Source organism: Tardiphaga sp. 866_E4_N1_4 (assembly GCF_052076075.1).
Classification (GTDB): Bacteria; Pseudomonadota; Alphaproteobacteria; order Rhizobiales; family Xanthobacteraceae; genus Tardiphaga; species Tardiphaga robiniae.
This window is the reverse complement of sequence record NZ_CP197242.1, coordinates 475,546-492,252: the sequence shown is the minus strand read 5'-3', so window position 1 is coordinate 492,252 and position 16,707 is coordinate 475,546. Positions and strand designations below refer to the sequence as shown.

Here is a 16,707-nt window from a genome sequence, read left to right as displayed (position 1 = left end):
TGGGATCATCCTTGCGACGGGTCGCATATCGGCCACGACTCAGACGAGAACCAGCCCGTGACCGCCACTGCCAAACATCCAGCCGAGACCGAGACCCCGGCCACCTCCCCGCCCGCCAGCCATGCCCTATAAGCTCGCCATCTTCGATTTCGACGGGACGCTGTCCGACAGCTTTTCGTGGTTTCTCAGCGTCATCAATTCCGTCGCCGACAAGCACAAGTTTCAGCGTGTCGAACGCGACCGCATCGACGAGTTGCGGAGCGTCGGCGCCGGTGAGCTGATCCGGCTGCTCGGTGTCGCCAAATGGCGGATCCCGTTGATTGCGCGCGACATGCGCAAGCGCAAGGCGCAGCAGATCGACCGCATTTCGCTGTTCCCAGGCGTCGACCGCATGTTCTGTGAATTGAAGGCGCGTGGCATGACGATTGCGATCGTCAGCTCCGACAGCGAGGACAATGTCCGACACGTGCTCGGCGATCTCGATCAGCACGTCGCCTATTTCGCCTGCGGCGCCGGCCTGTTCGGCAAAACGGCCAAGTTCCAGCGCATCCTCGAGCTCACCGGAATCTCTGTCGATGACACGATCAGCATCGGCGACGAGATCCGCGATATCGACGCGGCACGCGAGGCCGGAATCGATTTCGGCGCGGTGACGTGGGGCTATACCAGCGGAGCGGCCCTGAAAGCGCGCACGCCGAATTATGTGTTTTCCCGGATCGACGAAGTCATCGCGACGCTGGCTGTGCCAGGACGCTAACAGCCGGCCACAGACAGACGAAACCCGCCGGCCTCACGACAAGACCGGCGGGCCTGATCGCTTGTTGTCACTGCCCGTGCTGGGCCATTTCCCCATCACTCAAATCCCAGTCCTGCCACAACTGCAGTGCTGCCAGCAGCACCACGAGACCGCCGAGGCAGGTATGGATGAATCTGAGCATGCCATCACCGGAATAACCGAGGAAAAGTGGCGAGACGATCAGCCACAGGCCGAGAATGATCGCGGCCACCTCCTCCCAGCGTTGCAGCGCGACATACTCAAGCTGCGCAAGGCCAAATACCAGGACGCCAACCGCCACCGTATTAATGATTATGGCGCTGGGGGTCCCCCCGGCATATTGATGACCGTTCTGCGTAGGAAACCAGGGCGAGAGCGCAATCAGGACGCCAAGCGCCATGCCAAACCAGTCTTCCCACGTGCGATGCGTACCGAGAAACCGAGAGTCTGACATCGTGACCTCCTCCAAAAGAGGCATACGTCAGCGGCCGTTGGCATGACACTCCAACTGTCAAACGACCGATCCGGCCGCTTCGGGGCGTATGTCTACAATTGACGTAGGAACCCGCTTTGCCTTTGCAAGGCCACGCCAAAGCCATTTTTCACAGCGCGCAGAACGGCAAAGAGACCCGCGCGACGACACGGATTTCCCCTATCAGATGGAGCATGCGGCGGCTGCATTGCACCCGTTTGGAAATGACTGCTACCTTCTCCCGGACACCTGTGAATGGAATGAGAATGAGCAACGCGGTCTATAACAATACTTCGCTTCACCGTTTCGAACTTGCGGTCGACGGCCATATTGCTTTCACCGAATATACCCGGACGTCCGATACCATCACCTTCGTCCACACCGTCGTGCCGCAGGAATTGGGCGGCAGAGGTATCGGCTCACAGCTTGCCCGCGGCGCGCTCGATGCCGTCCGCGCCCAGGGATTGAAGGTCGTGGCGCAGTGCCCCTTCATCGCGGCATATATCGCGAAACATGCGGACTATCAGGATTTGCTGAAAGACGCGGCATGACCGGCGTTCGCGACAACAAGGCGCTCAATCGCTTCGAGCTGGATGTCGGCGACTCCGTCGCCTTTGCGAATTATCGCCGTGCCGGCGATCGCGTCATCATCACGCATACCGAGACGCCGCCTGCCCTGCGCGGCCGCGGCATCGCGTCAGAACTGGTCAAGGGCGCGCTCGGATTGATCCGTGCGGATGGGCTGAAGGTCGTGGCGGGTTGTTCGTTCGTGGTGGATTATCTGCGCCAGCATCCGGACTATGCGGATCTGGTCGGCTAGCCACACACACGTCTTTCCGGGGCGCGCCACTTGGCGCGCTCCCGGAATCTCGAAGTGTTTTGAGTCTTCCTTACATCGGGATTCCGGGTCTGTGCTTAGTCGGCGTCGCCGACTTGCGCACATCCCGGAATGACGAATGGATTGCGAACTCAAACGACCTTGATCGACATGTCCGGCAAGCCCTGGATCTTGCAAAGCAGCACGTCGCCTTTCACGACCGGGCCGACATTCTCCGGCGTACCGGAATAGATGATGTCGCCGGCCTTCAGCTCGAAGGCGTCCGAGAGTTTCGATATCTGCTCGGCGACGCTCCAGATCATCTTGTCGAGGTCGGAGGTCTGCTTCACCGTGCCATTGACCGCGAGCGAGATCGGACCCTTGGTCATGTGGCCGGTTTTGCTGGCCGGATGGATCGGGCCGATGACTGCGGCGTGGTCAAAACTCTTGCCGATCTCCCATGGCTTCTTCTCGTCGCCCATGGCGCGCTGCAGATCGCGGCGTGTCATGTCGAGTCCGACAGCATAGCCATAGACATGGTCGAGCGCCTTATCGACGGGGATATTGGTGCCGCCGGATTTCAGCGCGGCGACGAGTTCGACCTCGTAATGATAGTTCTTGGTAAGCGACGGATACGGGTGATCGGCGACCTCGCCTATCTTGACGTTCTGGATCGCGTCGGTCGGCTTCTGGAAGAAGAACGGCGGCTCGCGCGTCGGGTCCGATCCCATCTCGCGGGAATGCGCCGCGTAATTGCGGCCGATACAATAGATGCGGCGCACCGGAAACACGTCGGTCTCGCCGACGATGGGAATCGTCACCGTCGCGACCGAGAATATGCCCTTGGGACCGGCCTGCGCCTGCGCGGCCTCGCCCGCCAATGCGCTGCCAGCCAGGGCAACGGCACCGGTGGTCAGAATCGTTCTGCGGTTGATGAGGTCCATGGCGTTTCTCCTCGTATGTTTTGTCTTGTTTTCTGATCTTGTATTTATGCGTGCTGGTATACCACAGCAAAAAGGCCCGCGCGAGCGCGGGCCTTCAACTCCGTCCCAAATGGGAAGTTTAGTGCTTGATGTCGGCCGGCAGCTTGCCGCCATTGGCAGCGAGCTTGGTCATCATCTGCTTGTGCAACCAGATGTTCATGCTGGCGGAATCGCTGGTGTCGCCGGTGTAACCGAGCTCCTTGGCGAGATCCTTGCGGGCCGACAGGCTGGAGTCGATGTCGAGCGCCTTCATCAGGTCGACGATCGAGGTCTTCCATTCCAGCTTCTCGCCCTTGGCCGCCACGGCCTTGTCGAGGATCGCAGCAACGTCAACACTGTCCATCGGCGCGGCGCCTGCGGGAGTCGAACCGCCGGCGGCCGGCGCGGCATCAGGGGATGCTGCACTGGCGCTGGTGCCGAAAATCGCGCCCATGATCTTTCCGAAAATGCTCATATGTCGCTCCCAATAGCTTTCGTGACAGATTGAAGAATTCGTGCCGTGTTTGGTTCCGGCAGCACCAGCCGGTTCGTACTTGTATCCGCCCACCGTTCGCTTGCCAATGCGACGCGATAGACTGCGGGGAAGAGTCGTTCCAAGCAACTGCCCAAGCCAGTTGGCAAAGTTATCGGCAGATCGTTTGACATCGGTAGCAAGGTCCGCCTGAATTGAGGCAAAAGCCCGGCCGCTGCATTGCAGCGCTGTGAATGTCCGACGACATTTTCACCGAAGCGTGAGCCACGGCGTCAGGTGCTGACCACGCCGCAAGGCTGGCAGCTCATCATCTTCAATGGCGCAGCGACGAGTAATGTGGACCCGATAGTCTGATCTCGCCCAATGACGGCCTCTCGCAGAATTGCGCGAGAGGCCGTCATGCCGTTCTGATATCACTGCGCAAGCCTTGTTTTGGCCGTGGTTCACCGGAAGGCTCATCGCGCACTATCGTTCGCGACACACGATTTCATCATCGAATGAGAGCCTTGAGACCATGCGCGCCCTGCTTTGTACGTTTCTGCTTGGTACAGTCCTGATCTCACCACTAGCGCCGGCCCTTGCTGCGCCCTCCTGCGGCACCGGCAGTTTCGATGGCTGGCTCGCCGCCTTCAAGACGGAAGCCGTTGGTAAGGGCATTTCGCAGAAGACCGTCGATGCAGCACTGACCGGCGTCACCCTCGACAACAGCGTGCTGTCGCGCGATCGCGGCCAGCAGGTCTTCAAACAAAGCTTCGAGGAATTTTCCGGACGGATGGTGCCACCAAGGCTGCGTCGCGGCAGCGACATGCTGAAGCGTTACGGCTCGGTGCTCGGACGCATCGAGCAGCAATATGGCGTGCCCGGTCCGGTGCTGGTGGCGATCTGGGGATTGGAGACCGACTATGGCGTGAATGTCGGCAAATTCCCTACCATCCGCGCCATCGCGTCGCTCGCATATGATTGTCGACGCGCCGAGATGTTTCGCGGTGAATTGCTCGATGCCCTGCGCATCGTCGACCGCGGCGACCTCGCGCCGGCCGAGATGCATGGCGCCTGGGCCGGCGAAATCGGCCAGACGCAATTCATGCCATCGTCCTACCTGAAATTCGCTGTCGACTTCGACGGCAATGGCCATCGCGACCTGCTGCGCAGCGCGCCCGACGTGCTGGCCTCAACGGCAAACTATCTCGCCAGTTATGGCTGGAAGCGCGATCAGGATTTTGCGCCGGGGACTGCGAACTTCGCGGTCATTCAGCAGTGGAACAAGAGCGAGGTCTATTCGAAGACCATCGCCACTTTCGCCAGTCAGCTCGCCAAAGAACCGTAGACTCGCATGAGATGATGGAAGGGCCGTCCGCTCCTCAGCAAGCGGCCCCTCCCGTGATGTCCTACTTCGTCATGCCGACATGCATGGCCCTGGTCAGATGGACAGCACACACGCCCATCTTGTTGTCGAGCAACGCGGTCTGCGCATCCGTCATTTCCTTGAACGCAACCCACTTCGCATCGCCGTCCGGCATCGCTTCGACGGCGGTTTCGGTTTTCAGCAGGTTGCTGCCGCTGCAGCCTTCCATACGTGCAGCCGAAGCCGGCACCGTAGCGAACACAACAGCAGCCATGGCGGCCGCTCCCAGTAATCTTGTGATCATCTTATTTGTCCTTCGCAACAGAACCGACGCCATTGCCGGATTCTGTAGAAGGAATTGATACGTCCCGCTGCGATCCAGGAAATAACAGCCGCAGTGAATTGAATGTGAGCCGGTTGTGATCGCCACCAAGAACACTCAACTTTTTGGCGCTTCAGACATCACGAGCAACAAACTTACACAAATGTAATTCGCGCGCGTTTACTGACGTCGCAGCATCGGCCTTTTGATGTGCCTCCGGAGGCCAACAGCAACCGCGTTTCGCGCAGGACCTCGAGTTGCATATGTATTTGCCTTCACGCATGCAGTTTAGAGAAAAGTCGCCCCGCAAGCCTCGCGTAAGGATGACTTTATGTTCATTCTTAACACTCGCATGCGAATCACGCATAGCGACGCCAGGCAGGAACTTACGAGGAACCGCCGAGTGCGCTGGCTGATTGAGGTCAGAAAGGCTTCATCGCGCCGGTTCAGCCTCTGGCATCCGGCTAGCTTTGGAATACCTCCAAACGCATGATTTAACTGACTAATTAACAGCTACGATCATCTCTAAAGGTGCCTCAATACGCACTGTGCCCGCAAAATCGCCTCCGAGCGCCGAGAGGTTAATCATTCCTTGCGCGAGCTATGCAGTCCTTGACTAGCTGCATCGCAACATCTCGACTGCTGCACTGCGATATTGTCACCTATATTCACTTCAACAGCGAAGCACCTCGCAAGAGATGAATCGCTTAACGAAGGAGAACTCAAATGCTGCTTTCATTCATCCGCATGATCCAGGCGTTCCGCGACTATCAGCGCAACGTTGCCGAACTCTCCCAGCTCAGCGATCGCGAGCTTTCCGACATCGGTCTCGACCGTTCGGACATTCCGCGCGTTGCTTCTGGCGCCTATAACGGCTGATCCGTCAGGACGTTCTATCTGTCCTGCCTGACGTTTCACGGATTGCGGCCGCCTCGCGCGGGCGCAATCGTGGTTCCCTGAAGACACCGTCTTCGGAGCCAGACGTGCTTGAACCAAAGCGTCTTCAAAGCTTTGGCTAACCGGCCGAATTTCCGCGAAGCGAATTCCACTTCGCGCCGAAACGCGCTACATGCGGGGCCATGACAACAGCCCCAAACCCAGACGACTGCGTCCATGTGATCGGCGCGGGCCTTGCCGGCTCGGAAGCCGCCTGGCAGGTCGCCAATGCCGGCATTCCCGTGATCTTGCACGAGATGCGGCCGCACCAGATGACCGATGCCCATCGCACCGATGGCCTCGCCGAATTGGTCTGCTCCAATTCCTTCCGTTCTGACGACGCGCTCAACAACGCTGTCGGCCTGCTGCACGCCGAGATGCGCAAGCTGGGCTCGCTGATCATGCGCTGCGCCGATGCCAACCAGGTGCCCGCCGGTGGCGCACTGGCAGTGGATCGCGACGGCTTCTCCGATGCCGTGACCAAGGCGCTGAACGACCACCCGCTCATCACCATCGACCGCGCCGAAGTCGCCGGCCTGCCGCCTTCCGACTGGCGCAATGTCATCGTCGCGACAGGGCCATTGACCTCCGCAGCGCTCGCGGACGGCATCCGTGGGCTGACCGACGAGAACGCGCTGGCCTTCTTCGATGCCATCGCACCGATCGTTCATAAAGATTCGATCGACATGGAGATCGCCTGGTTCCAGTCGCGCTACGACAAGGTCGGGCCCGGCGGCACCGGCGCCGACTACATCAACTGCCCGATGACCCACGAGCAATATGACGCCTTCATCGACGCACTGTTGGCGGGTGAAAAGACCGACTTCAAGGAATGGGAAACCAACACGCCCTATTTCGACGGCTGCCTGCCCATCGAAGTGATGGCCGAGCGCGGCCGCGAAACGCTGCGTCACGGCCCGATGAAGCCTGTCGGCCTCACCAACCCCAGGGATCCGCTGGTGAAGCCCTACGCCATCGTGCAGCTGCGCCAGGACAACAAGCTCGGCACGCTCTACAACATCGTCGGCTTCCAGACGAAGCTGAAATACGGCCCGCAGCAGCAGGCGCTGCGCATGATCCCCGGCCTGCAGAATGCCGAATTCGCACGGCTTGGCGGCCTGCATCGCAACACCTTCCTGAATTCGCCAAAGCTGCTCGACGAGCAACTCCGCCTGAAGGCGCAACCGCGCCTGCGTTTCGCCGGCCAGATGACCGGCTGCGAAGGCTATGTGGAGTCCGCCAGCGTCGGCCTGATCGCCGGCCTCTATGCCGCGGCCGATGCCAAGCGCCAGTCGCTGGCGCCCCCGCCCGTGACGACGGCTCTGGGCTCGTTGCTCGGCCACATCACCGGCGGCCATATCGAAACCATCGATGCTGGACCGCGCTCTTTCCAGCCGATGAACATCAATTTCGGCCTGTTCCCGCCGCTGGCTCAGGCGCCGACCAAGAAGCCCGACGGCTCGCGGCTGCGCGGCAATGAGAAGACCGTTGCCAAGAAGCAGGCGATGAGCGTGCGGGCGCTGGCCGACATGGATGACTGGATTGCCGCCAGCCTGCCCGTTGCAGCCGCGGCATGACGCCGGCGATTTGAATTTCAGGATTGTTCGATGAGTTTGCCGCCACAGGACGCCGCAGCGCTGTCCAAGACCTGGACCGAAGGCGTGTTGCTGAAACGCGACGTGTTCTCGACCGTCGAGCGCGGCCGCTATCGCACGTCATCGGGCGAAGTCGATGCGGTGCTGCGCCGGCTCGACCAGGTGCCGTGGTGGTCATATCTGCTGGCGCTGCATCTGTTCACGCGGGAACGCCGCGCACTGACGCTGGCGCGCGATCTGCGCGTCGGGCCTGAATTGCTTTGGGCCGGCGACCGCGCGCTGGTGCGCGGCTTCATCGACGGCGTCGCACTGCATCTCGCCAAGCCGCATCACGATGCGCGCTATTTCAAATCCGCGAAGCGGGCGCTGCGCAAGCTGCATCGCATGGGCGTGTGCCACAACGATCTCGCCAAGGAGCAGAACTGGCTGCGCGGCAGCGACGGGCTAGCTTATGTCACCGACTTCCAGCTCGCGGTCTGCTTCAAGTCCCGCAGCCAGCTGTTTCGCATCGCTGCCTATGAAGACCTGCGTCATCTCCTGAAGCACAAGCGCACTTACGCGCCAGAACTGCTGACGCCGAAGGAAAAGGCGATCCTGGCGAAGAAGTCGCTGCCAGCACGGATCTGGCTGATGACCGGCAAGAAGGTCTATCGCGCCATCACACGCGGCATCTTCAACTTCACCGACCGCGAGGGCGGCGGCAAGCGTCTGGTCAACGACGCGCCCCCTCTGCTCGAGATCATCAAGCAGAACCCGGCAGTGCGCGACGCGTCGATCGTCGCCTTTGCCGACCGGCGCACCGGCGTCGGCCTCTATGCATTCGTGGAAGCCGATGATGTCGCGCTGGAAACGAAGCTGCAGGGTGAACTGGCTGCCACAAAGGGGGCAAAGCCGCCTGAGCATCTGCAGGTCGTCACAGCCCTGCCCCGCGACGCCTCCGGCCGCATTCGTACCGAAGTGCTGCAGCTCGTCGCAATGAATCAGGTTGATCTGCTGGAGCCATTGATGACCAGCGACGCCGACCGCGCGTTCCTGAAGGGCATCCTGGAGTCGCGGAAGAACCTGCGCGACCGTTTCAACTTCGAGACGACAGACCAGAAGCTGACGTCACACTGAGCGCGACGCGCGCCACAGCGTCCACAGCGTCCGCAAGCGCGATCTGACGTGGAGTTCGAACGGATCGTGATCCGCTCGGGCCATTTGCGCCAGATCGTGCATCACCAGCGCCATGGGCAGGAACGCCGTACGCGCAGCCGGCGACACATCGGCGAGCATTCCCTGCGCTGTCGCGAGTTGCTCCTGCGCGCCTGATATCAGCCGATCCAGCGTTGCACGGATGCTTGGCGTCATCTTGCCGGCAAACATCTGATCGGCGCTGCTGCCGTTCTGCAGGAGCATGTCCTGGGGAACGAACAATTGCCGCCGCATCGTGTCATAGGGCAGACGCGTAATGATCCACGCGACGCCTTGGGCCAGCCCGGCATGCTCGGCGACATGAGCGCTGGCCTCAGACCCGTCGCCGAGGATCTTTGCCGATGAGAACAGCAAAGTCCCGAGCGTATCGCGAAAGTGGCTCTCGAGCAGCGCGAGATCCGGCATCGGGTCGTTGTAGAGATCGAAGATGTGCACATCGATCAGCTTGGACAGCCTGTCGACGGAAAGATCGTGCGCGCGGATCGCCAGAAGTAATTCGGCAGCAACGGGGTTCTGTTCGACATCGCCGTGACCTGCGCCGGCCAGCATGTCGGTCCACCATTGCAGCCGGATCTCGCCGGGCAACGGTTGTTTCACGAGCTCGCGGACGCGGGTAATTTCCGTATTGAACGCATAGAGCGCCAGCAGCGAACGGCGCTTGTCGGCAGGCACGAACAAGGTCGCCGCGTAGCGGTCAAAGTCATGGCTGCGCACCAACTGCGCGCAGAAAGCCGCGGAGCTCTGATCAGCACCACTCATGGCACCGCGATCAACGCAGCGGCAACGCGGCGGCGCTCGCCCAACATGACATTATAGGTGCGGATCGCCGGCCCAGTTTGCATCGCGTCGATCACCACGTGAAGATTGCGCAAGGCGTTGCGAAGATCGTTCGGGACGATCCAGACCTCGTTGCCGGTGCCGATGATCAGCGTGTCGATGCCTGCCGCGCCTTCGAACACGCGCCGCAGCGAATGGCGGTCAATGTCACTGGCCTTGGTGACCGACCACGCCCACACCGCATCCGGCAGGCACAGCAGCGAGCCCTGATGCGACATGGTGTCAAAGTGGAAGCCGCCCTTGCCGTAGGCTTCGATGGCGGCCGAGCGCGGAAGGTGCGGCGCTTCGGGATCGACCGGCATCTCAGGGCTTCGGCTTCGCGGCCGGCTTGTCGGCATCTTCGCGGTGTTCCCCGACGCCGAGATAGATCAGCAGCGGTGCAGCGATGAAGATCGAGGTGTAGGTGCCGACCAGCACGACGCCGAAGATCATGACGGCGGTGAAGGAGTGGATCGCCTGGCCGCCAAACGCATATAGCGCGAGCAGCGCCAGCGTCACGGTGACGTGGGTGATGATCGAACGCGACAGGGTCGAATTGATCGACTCGTTCAGCAGCTCCGGCATCGGCATCTTCTTGTAGCGACGCAGAATCTCGCGAATACGATCGTAGATGACCACGGTGTCATTCAGCGAATAGCCGAGAATGGTCAGCAGCGCCGCAATACTGGTGAGATCGAAGTCGACCTGCGTGATCGACATGAAGCCGATGGTCAACACGATATCGTGGACGTTGGCGATCATGGCGCCCAAGGCGAACTGCCACTCGAAGCGGAACCAGAGATAGATCAGGATGCCCATGATCGCGACAATCAGGCCGAGCATGCCGTAAGCCAGCAATTCGCCGGAGACGCGCGGACCCACCACTTCGACGCGGCGATATTCGACGCTGTCGCCGAGGGCTGCACGAACCTTCTGAACGGCGGCCTGCTGCGCGGCATCGCCACCCGGCTGTTCGGCCAGACGGATCAACACGTCGGCCGCGCCGCCGAACTGCTGCAGCTGCACGTCGCCGAGTTGCAGGGCGGCGAGCGTCGAGCGCATCGCGCTGATATCGGCCGTACCGGATTTGGCCTGGACTTCGAGCAGCGTGCCACCCTTGAAGTCGATGCCGAAATTCAGTCCGTGCGTGAAGAACAGCACGATGGCGAGGATCGACAGCAGCGCCGAAATCGGGAACGAGATGCGGCGGAAGCGCGTGAAATCGAACTTCGTATCGTCGGGGACGATGCGGAGCGACGGCAACAGATCGAAGATCGCCACGATCGACAGAATGACGATCAGCGCGCCCAGACCTGCCAGAACCATTTGTGTCGTTGTCAAAATCTGCTCCGTAAACTCAAATCGGCACGCTGGTCGGCCGCTTCCACCTGACCCAGCCGGCGACGATCAGACGGGTCACGGTGAAGGCCGTGAAAACCGTTGTGATGATGCCAATGCCAAAGGTCACGGCGAAGCCGCGGACCGGTCCGGTGCCGATGTAAAACAGCACCGCAGCGGCGATGAAGGTCGTGATGTTGGAATCCAGAATGGTCGCCAGCGCGCGCTTGAAGCCGGCATCGATCGCCGAAATGGCGGTGCGGCCGGCGCGCAACTCCTCGCGGATGCGCTCATAGATCAGCACGTTCGAGTCCACGGCGATGCCGACCGTCAGCACGATGCCAGCGATGCCGGGCAGCGTCAGCGTGGCGTTGAGCAGCGACAGGATGCCGAAAATCATCAGAACGTTGATGGTCACCGCGATATTGGCGAACAGGCCGAACAGGCGGTAGGTCAGCAGCATGAAGACGATGACGAGGATGGAGCCGACATAGGCGGCGAGTTCGCCCTTCGCGATCGAGTCGGCGCCGAGGCCGGGGCCAACGGTACGCTCCTCGATGATGCTGAGCGGCGCAGGCAGCGCGCCGGCACGCAGCAGGATCGCGAGATCATTGGCGCCCTGCACCGTGAAGCTGCCGGAGATCTGGCCGGAGCCGCCGGTGATCGGCTCGCGAATGACCGGGGCGGAGACCACTTCGTTATCGAGCACAATGGCGAAGGGCAGATTGACGTTCTTCACCGTGGCATCGGCAAACTTGCGGGCGCCGGACGTGTTGAAACGGAACGAGACGATCGGCTCGTTGGTGCGCTGATCGAAGCCCGGCTGCGCATCGGTCAGGTCAGCGCCCGAGACCAGCACTTCCTTCTTCACGAGATACGGCGTCTTCGGAGACTGCGAGCTCATCAGGAGTTCGGAGTCCGGCGGCACCCTGCCTTGTGCCTGCTCGGCCGGGAGCGAGGTGTCGACCATGCGGAAGTCGAGCTTCGCGGTCTTGCCCAGCAATTCCTTGAGGCGGGTCGGGTCCTGCAGACCCGGCACCTGCACCAGGATGCGATCGAGGCCCTGACGTTGGATCAGCGGTTCGACGGTGCCGAGTTCGTTGACGCGGCGCTCGACGATCTGGATCGACTGCTCGACCGACTGGCGGATGCGGTCATTGATCGCTGCCGGCGGCACCGAAAGACGGATCAGGCCGTTGCCTGCGTCCGAGACTTCCAGGCTGCGCTGGCCGCTCTGGCCCATGAGGCCGCCGAGCGGCTGCGACAGTTCGCGCAGCTTGCTGAGCGCGGTCTGATACTCGGTGTCCTTCGTGATGCGGACTTCGACATTGTCGCCACGAACACCAAGGCCGGTATAGACGATCTTGGCGTCACGCAGCGTGCGACGAACGTCGTCGCGCACCTGATCGAGCTTGTCCTTCTTGACCGAATTGGCATCGACTTCGAGCAGGATGTGCGAGCCGCCCTGCAAGTCGAGGCCCAGCACCAGATGGCGCTGCGCCCATTTCGGCCAGGTTTTCACGGTGGCTTCGGGGAAGAAATTCGGAACCGCGCACAGGCAGACCACGAGCGCCGTCAGAATGACCGCCAGCGCCTTCCACCGCGTGAAATACAACATCGAGATGATCCGTCAGATTCTTGAAATGGCGACGCGCAAACGCATCAGCTCGCGGCCGCGTCGTCCTTGGCATCAGCCTTGTCCGCCTTCTCCTTGGCGGGCTCACCCTTGGTGCGCACGCCCGAGATCATCGTGCGGAGCTGACGTACGCGAACGCCTTCGGCGAGTTCGAACTCAACCTGCTCGTCATCGACCACCTTGGTGACCTTGCCGACCAAACCGCCCGAGGTGACGATGGTGTCGCCGCGGCGGATGTTCTTCACCATCTCGGCGTGGTCCTTCACCTTCTTCTGCTGCGGACGCAGGATCAGGAAATACATGATCACGAAGATCAGCGCGAAAGGCAGCAGCGACATCAGCATGCTGTTGGTGTCGCCGCCGGCTGCAGCCTGGGCAAACGCAGGGGTAATGAACATCGGAAGTCCTCGTGAACGCTGGGGAATAACCGGCGACGCGTCGGCGTTCGGCCGGTTTGGGTAAATTCGCGCGGACTATAGCGGCCGGCGTCCCAATTGCAACGCCGGTAAACCCTCTGATTTGTCTGCGATTTGTACCGCTTGCGGATGTGTTCCGGGCTCGATATGGGTGCGCGCCGAGGAAAGTCAAAAATGTCAAAAAAGCCCAATAAAACAAGCCGCCGCCCTGCCAAAAAGGCCCCTGCGACCCGCACGTCCAAGACCGTCCGCACGACCGCGGCAAAACGTCCGCGACCAGCCGCCGCCCCCCAGATCGATGAGCGGATCGCGCTCGCCCTTGAGGCCATTGCCGCGGGTATGGCTGCCACGGCGCCAAAGCGCTCCAATGCCGATTCTCTGGCCAGCGCCGAGGCCTTCATCTGGCATCCCGACGGCCGCCTGGCTCCCGTACCGAAGGTCAGCCGGGTCGATATTGGCCTGCTGCAGGGCATCAATCAGCAGGTCGACACTCTGATCGAGAACACTCGGCGTTTCGCCAACGGCCTGCCGGCCAACAACGCGCTGCTTTGGGGTGCGCGCGGCATGGGCAAGTCGTCGCTGGTTAAGGCCGCACATGCCTCGGTCAATACCAGCAAATCCGTCGCCGGCCGCCTCAAGCTGGTCGAGATCCATCGCGAGGACATCGAGAGCCTGCCGGCGCTGATGGAGCAGATCCGCGCCTCCGATTTCTATTTCATCGTGTTCTGCGATGATCTGTCTTTCGACGGCAACGATGCGTCCTACAAGTCGCTTAAGGCTGTACTCGAAGGCGGCATCGAAGGCCGGCCGGACAACGTGATCCTCTATGCGACCTCGAACCGCCGCCATCTTCTGGCGCGCGAGATGATCGAGAACGAACGCTCGACCGCGATCAATCCCGGCGAAGCCGTCGAGGAGAAGGTGTCGCTGTCGGATCGTTTCGGCCTGTGGCTCGGCTTCCACAAATGCAGCCAGGACGAATATCTCGACATGGTGCGCGGCTATTGCAGCCACTATGGCCTCAAGACCGACGCCGCCGAGCTGGAGCGAGACGCATTGGAATGGTCGACCACCCGTGGCTCGCGCTCAGGTCGCGTGGCCTGGCAATTCGTACAGGAACTCGCAGGACGCCTGGGCGTGAAGCTGGCCACAAAGTAAAGGCAAGTGCCGCCCCGTCATGACAACGGGGCGGCATTCGACTCGCCCTAGGCGAGGCTTCGCAACTCACGTGCCGCCGCGACCATATTCACGAGCGCAGGCCGCACCTCCTCCCATTTGCGGGTCTTCAGCCCGCAATCGGGATTGATCCAGAGCTGGGAGTCCGCCAGCCGCTGCCGTGCAAGCTTCAGCAGGTCGACCATGTCGCGCGTTTCGGGCACCCGCGGCGAGTGGATGTCGTAAACGCCCGGACCTATCTCGTTCGGGTACTTGTAGGTCCTGAATGCATCGAGCAGTTCCATCTTCGACCGTGACGTTTCGATGGAGATCACGTCGGCGTCCATGGCACCGATCGCGTCGATGATGTCGTTGAACTCCGAGTAACACATATGCGTATGGATCTGCGTGTCGTCACGCACACCCGACGAACAGATACGGAAGCTCTCCACGGCCCAATCGAGATAGGACTTCCATTCCGATTTGCGCAGCGGAAGCCCTTCGCGGAGTGCCGCTTCGTCGATCTGGATCATACCGGCGCCCGCCTTTTCCAGATCGAGCACCTCATCGCGTATCGCGAGCGCGATCTGGCGACACGCGACTTCGCGGGGAATGTCGTCACGCACGAATGACCAGTTCAGAATCGTGACGGGCCCTGTCAGCATCGCCTTCATCGGCCGCTCGGTGAGCGACTGCGAGTACTGCCACCATTCGACGGTCATGGGATGTGGCCGGGACACATCTCCAAACAAGACAGGAGGCCGTACATAACGGGAGCCATAGGACTGGACCCAGCCATGCTTGGTGAAGGCGAAGCCGGAAAGTTGCTCGCCAAAATACTGCACCATGTCGTTGCGCTCGAACTCGCCATGCACCAGCACGTCGAGACCGATATTCTCCTGCCAGCGCACCGCCCTCGCCGTCTGGTTCTGCAGGAACGTCTTGTAGGCGGCATCGCTGAGTGTGCCCCTGACATGGGCCCCGCGTGCGTTTCTCACTTCCGCGGTCTGCGGAAACGAGCCGATGGTCGTTGTCGGGAATGCCGGCAGCTTGAAGCGTCGATGCTGATCGGCCGCACGTGTGGCAAAGTCACTGCCGCGACGATGCATGGTCGCATCAACAGAGGCAACGCGCTTGGCGACAGCAAGGTCGTGGATCTTCGACGATGCCAGTCGCGCAGCCGCCGCGGTATCCGACGCCGCGAGCGTTGCAGCGACATCCGCGCGACTGCCAGCCAGTGCCGCTCCAAGCGCGGCCAGCTCTTCCATCTTCTGGATCGAAAATGCCAGCCAGCTTTTGACGTCCGGATCGAGCGCGGTCTCAAGGCTGAGATCGATCGGCACATGTAGCAACGAACAGGATGGCGCCAGCTCCACACGATGTCGTCCCAGCAAATCGACCATGGGCTCCAAGCCATCGAGCAGGCTGGACAGGTCGGACCGCCAGATATTGCGGCCGTCGATCACGCCGAGTGAGAGGATCAGGTCCTTCCGTGCCTTCGCAGCGACTTCGTCGAACTGCTCCGGTCCACGGACCAGATCGAGATGAAGCCCCGCGACGGGAAGCGACAGGGCCAGATCGAGGTTGTCGCCAAGTTCGCCAAAGTACGTGTTCAGCATGATCCTGAGCTGCGGGACCGCTTCCGCAAAAGCAGCGTAAGTCCGCTGCAGCGCCTGCCTTGCGGGCGCGTCGAGATCGAGCACCAGACACGGCTCATCCAGTTGCACCCACTCAGCGCCGCTGTCGGCTAATTCCCCGAGCACCTCGACATAGACGGGCAGCAATCGATCGAGCAGCGTCACCGGGTCGAATGACGCATCCATACTCTTGGCCAGTTTGAGATAGGTCACAGGCCCAACCAGCACAGGCCGCGTCTGATAGCCGAGCGACTTCGCCTCCTCATATTCCCTGATCGGCTTGCGCGATGCGAGACTGAAGGTCTGATCCTGCGCCAGTTCAGGCACCATGAAATGGTAGTTGGTATCAAACCATTTGGTCATCTCCTGTGCTGGTACGCCTTGCGACGTATCATGCGTATGAGAGCCGTGCGTGCACGCCTCGTCATGCTCATCGCCTTGTGATCCACGTGCCATGGCAAAATAGGTCGCGAAGGAGACGTCTCCGCCGTTCCAGCCATAGACTTTGGGAATGGCGCCGACCATGACGCTGGTATCGAGCACCTGATCGTAGAATGAGAAGTCGTTCGACGGCAGGACCGTGATCCCGAGCGACTTCTGACGCGCCCAGTTTGCGGCACGCAGCCCGACGCCGACATCGATCAGCGCGTTCTCGTCGATTGCACCGGACCAATAGCTTTCCAGCGCCATCTTGAGTTCACGCCGCGGACCGATCCGTGGCGTGCCCAATGTAGCAACAGGAAGAGAGGTGGTTGATTTTGAAGAAGTAGACTTTGACACAGTAGACATGGCTTAACC

18 protein-coding genes are annotated in these 16,707 nt (G+C 61.1%); 8 read left to right on the top strand and 10 right to left on the bottom strand.

All coding sequences use genetic code 11. The features are described from left to right. Positions 1 to 121 precede the first annotated feature (121 nt). A complete protein-coding gene (locus AB8B20_RS02570) occupies positions 122 to 757 on the top strand; it encodes an HAD-IA family hydrolase (protein ID WP_089264461.1) in 636 nt (211 codons plus the stop codon). A gap of 67 nt (positions 758 to 824) precedes the next feature. On the opposite strand, the gene AB8B20_RS02565 is transcribed toward AB8B20_RS02570, so the two are convergent. Next, positions 825 to 1,229, bottom strand: a complete 405-nt coding sequence (locus AB8B20_RS02565) for an SPW repeat domain-containing protein (RefSeq protein ID WP_439058274.1) — start codon at positions 1,227 to 1,229, stop codon at positions 825 to 827. Positions 1,230 to 1,513: 284 nt separating this feature from the next. Here AB8B20_RS02565 and AB8B20_RS02560 point away from each other — a divergent pair, with 284 nt between their 5' ends. Both AB8B20_RS02560 and AB8B20_RS02555 read left to right on the top strand, forming a co-directional pair. After that, entirely contained in the window at positions 1,514 to 1,798 is a 285-nt protein-coding gene (locus AB8B20_RS02560) for a GNAT family N-acetyltransferase (RefSeq protein ID WP_093758688.1), read from the top strand. Continuing rightward, positions 1,795 to 2,067 carry a GNAT family N-acetyltransferase gene (locus AB8B20_RS02555; RefSeq protein WP_093758689.1) on the top strand — a complete coding sequence of 91 codons (273 nt, stop codon included), beginning with the start codon at positions 1,795 to 1,797 and terminating at the stop codon, positions 2,065 to 2,067. Before AB8B20_RS02560 ends, AB8B20_RS02555 begins: the two co-directional genes overlap by 4 nt. Positions 2,068 to 2,216: 149 nt before the next feature. Here the strand turns inward: AB8B20_RS02555 and AB8B20_RS02550 are convergent, their stop codons facing one another. Further along, a complete protein-coding gene (locus AB8B20_RS02550; protein WP_439071577.1) occupies positions 2,217 to 3,008 on the bottom strand; it encodes a fumarylacetoacetate hydrolase family protein in 792 nt (263 codons plus the stop codon). 118 nt (positions 3,009 to 3,126) lie between these two features. Next, on the bottom strand, positions 3,127 to 3,501 hold the full coding sequence (locus AB8B20_RS02545; RefSeq protein ID WP_175367031.1) for a DUF3597 domain-containing protein: 375 nt from the start codon (positions 3,499 to 3,501) through the stop codon (positions 3,127 to 3,129). 532 nt (positions 3,502 to 4,033) lie between these two features. Between AB8B20_RS02545 and AB8B20_RS02540 the strand changes: the two genes are divergently transcribed. Next, positions 4,034 to 4,846: a lytic murein transglycosylase gene (locus AB8B20_RS02540; RefSeq protein ID WP_184516344.1), complete on the top strand. Its 813-nt coding sequence runs from the start codon at positions 4,034 to 4,036 to the stop codon at positions 4,844 to 4,846. Between the two features lie 61 nt (positions 4,847 to 4,907). Here AB8B20_RS02540 and AB8B20_RS02535 read toward each other — a convergent pair whose 3' ends face one another. Then, the gene (locus AB8B20_RS02535; protein ID WP_089264718.1) at positions 4,908 to 5,168 is read right to left on the bottom strand and encodes a hypothetical protein; all 261 of its coding nucleotides are present in this window, start codon (positions 5,166 to 5,168) and stop codon (positions 4,908 to 4,910) included. Positions 5,169 to 5,912: 744 nt separating this feature from the next. On the opposite strand from AB8B20_RS02535, the gene AB8B20_RS02530 reads away from it, so the two are divergent. From AB8B20_RS02530 to AB8B20_RS02520, 3 genes are all read left to right on the top strand, one after another. Then, positions 5,913 to 6,065, top strand: coding sequence for a DUF1127 domain-containing protein (locus AB8B20_RS02530; protein WP_081421766.1), 153 nt, complete (start codon positions 5,913 to 5,915; stop codon positions 6,063 to 6,065). A gap of 200 nt (positions 6,066 to 6,265) precedes the next feature. Next, a complete protein-coding gene (gene trmFO / locus AB8B20_RS02525; RefSeq protein ID WP_439071576.1) occupies positions 6,266 to 7,699 on the top strand; it encodes a methylenetetrahydrofolate--tRNA-(uracil(54)-C(5))-methyltransferase (FADH(2)-oxidizing) TrmFO in 1,434 nt (477 codons plus the stop codon). 30 nt (positions 7,700 to 7,729) lie between these two features. Beyond that, positions 7,730 to 8,833, top strand: a complete 1,104-nt coding sequence (locus AB8B20_RS02520) for a serine/threonine protein kinase (protein WP_439071575.1) — start codon at positions 7,730 to 7,732, stop codon at positions 8,831 to 8,833. On the opposite strand, the gene AB8B20_RS02515 is transcribed toward AB8B20_RS02520, so the two are convergent. Genes AB8B20_RS02515 through yajC form a run of 5 tightly spaced genes read right to left on the bottom strand, consistent with a single transcriptional unit; the run spans position 8,825 to position 13,099 of the window. Further along, positions 8,825 to 9,670, bottom strand: coding sequence for a phytoene/squalene synthase family protein (locus tag AB8B20_RS02515; protein WP_439071574.1), 846 nt, complete (start codon positions 9,668 to 9,670; stop codon positions 8,825 to 8,827). The two genes, AB8B20_RS02520 and AB8B20_RS02515, sit on opposite strands and share 9 nt — an antisense overlap. Beyond that, positions 9,667 to 10,050 (bottom strand): Mth938-like domain-containing protein, encoded by a 384-nt coding sequence (locus tag AB8B20_RS02510; protein ID WP_089264470.1) that lies wholly within the window; start codon positions 10,048 to 10,050, stop codon positions 9,667 to 9,669. The genes AB8B20_RS02515 and AB8B20_RS02510 overlap by 4 nt, the downstream gene beginning before the upstream one ends. A 1-nt stretch (position 10,051) precedes the next feature. Continuing rightward, a complete protein-coding gene (gene secF / locus AB8B20_RS02505) occupies positions 10,052 to 11,053 on the bottom strand; it encodes a protein translocase subunit SecF (RefSeq protein WP_170849718.1) in 1,002 nt (333 codons plus the stop codon). 31 nt (positions 11,054 to 11,084) lie between these two features. Further along, on the bottom strand, positions 11,085 to 12,683 hold the full coding sequence (gene secD / locus AB8B20_RS02500; protein WP_231080757.1) for a protein translocase subunit SecD: 1,599 nt from the start codon (positions 12,681 to 12,683) through the stop codon (positions 11,085 to 11,087). Between the two features lie 44 nt (positions 12,684 to 12,727). Beyond that, the gene (gene yajC, locus AB8B20_RS02495) at positions 12,728 to 13,099 is read right to left on the bottom strand and encodes a preprotein translocase subunit YajC (RefSeq protein WP_093758697.1); all 372 of its coding nucleotides are present in this window, start codon (positions 13,097 to 13,099) and stop codon (positions 12,728 to 12,730) included. Between the two features lie 192 nt (positions 13,100 to 13,291). Here yajC and AB8B20_RS02490 point away from each other — a divergent pair, with 192 nt between their 5' ends. Next, positions 13,292 to 14,275 carry an ATP-binding protein gene (locus AB8B20_RS02490; protein WP_439071573.1) on the top strand — a complete coding sequence of 328 codons (984 nt, stop codon included), beginning with the start codon at positions 13,292 to 13,294 and terminating at the stop codon, positions 14,273 to 14,275. A gap of 47 nt (positions 14,276 to 14,322) precedes the next feature. Here AB8B20_RS02490 and metE read toward each other — a convergent pair whose 3' ends face one another. After that, positions 14,323 to 16,698, bottom strand: coding sequence for a 5-methyltetrahydropteroyltriglutamate--homocysteine S-methyltransferase (gene metE / locus AB8B20_RS02485; protein ID WP_439071572.1), 2,376 nt, complete (start codon positions 16,696 to 16,698; stop codon positions 14,323 to 14,325). Between the last annotated feature and the right edge of the window lie 9 nt (positions 16,699 to 16,707).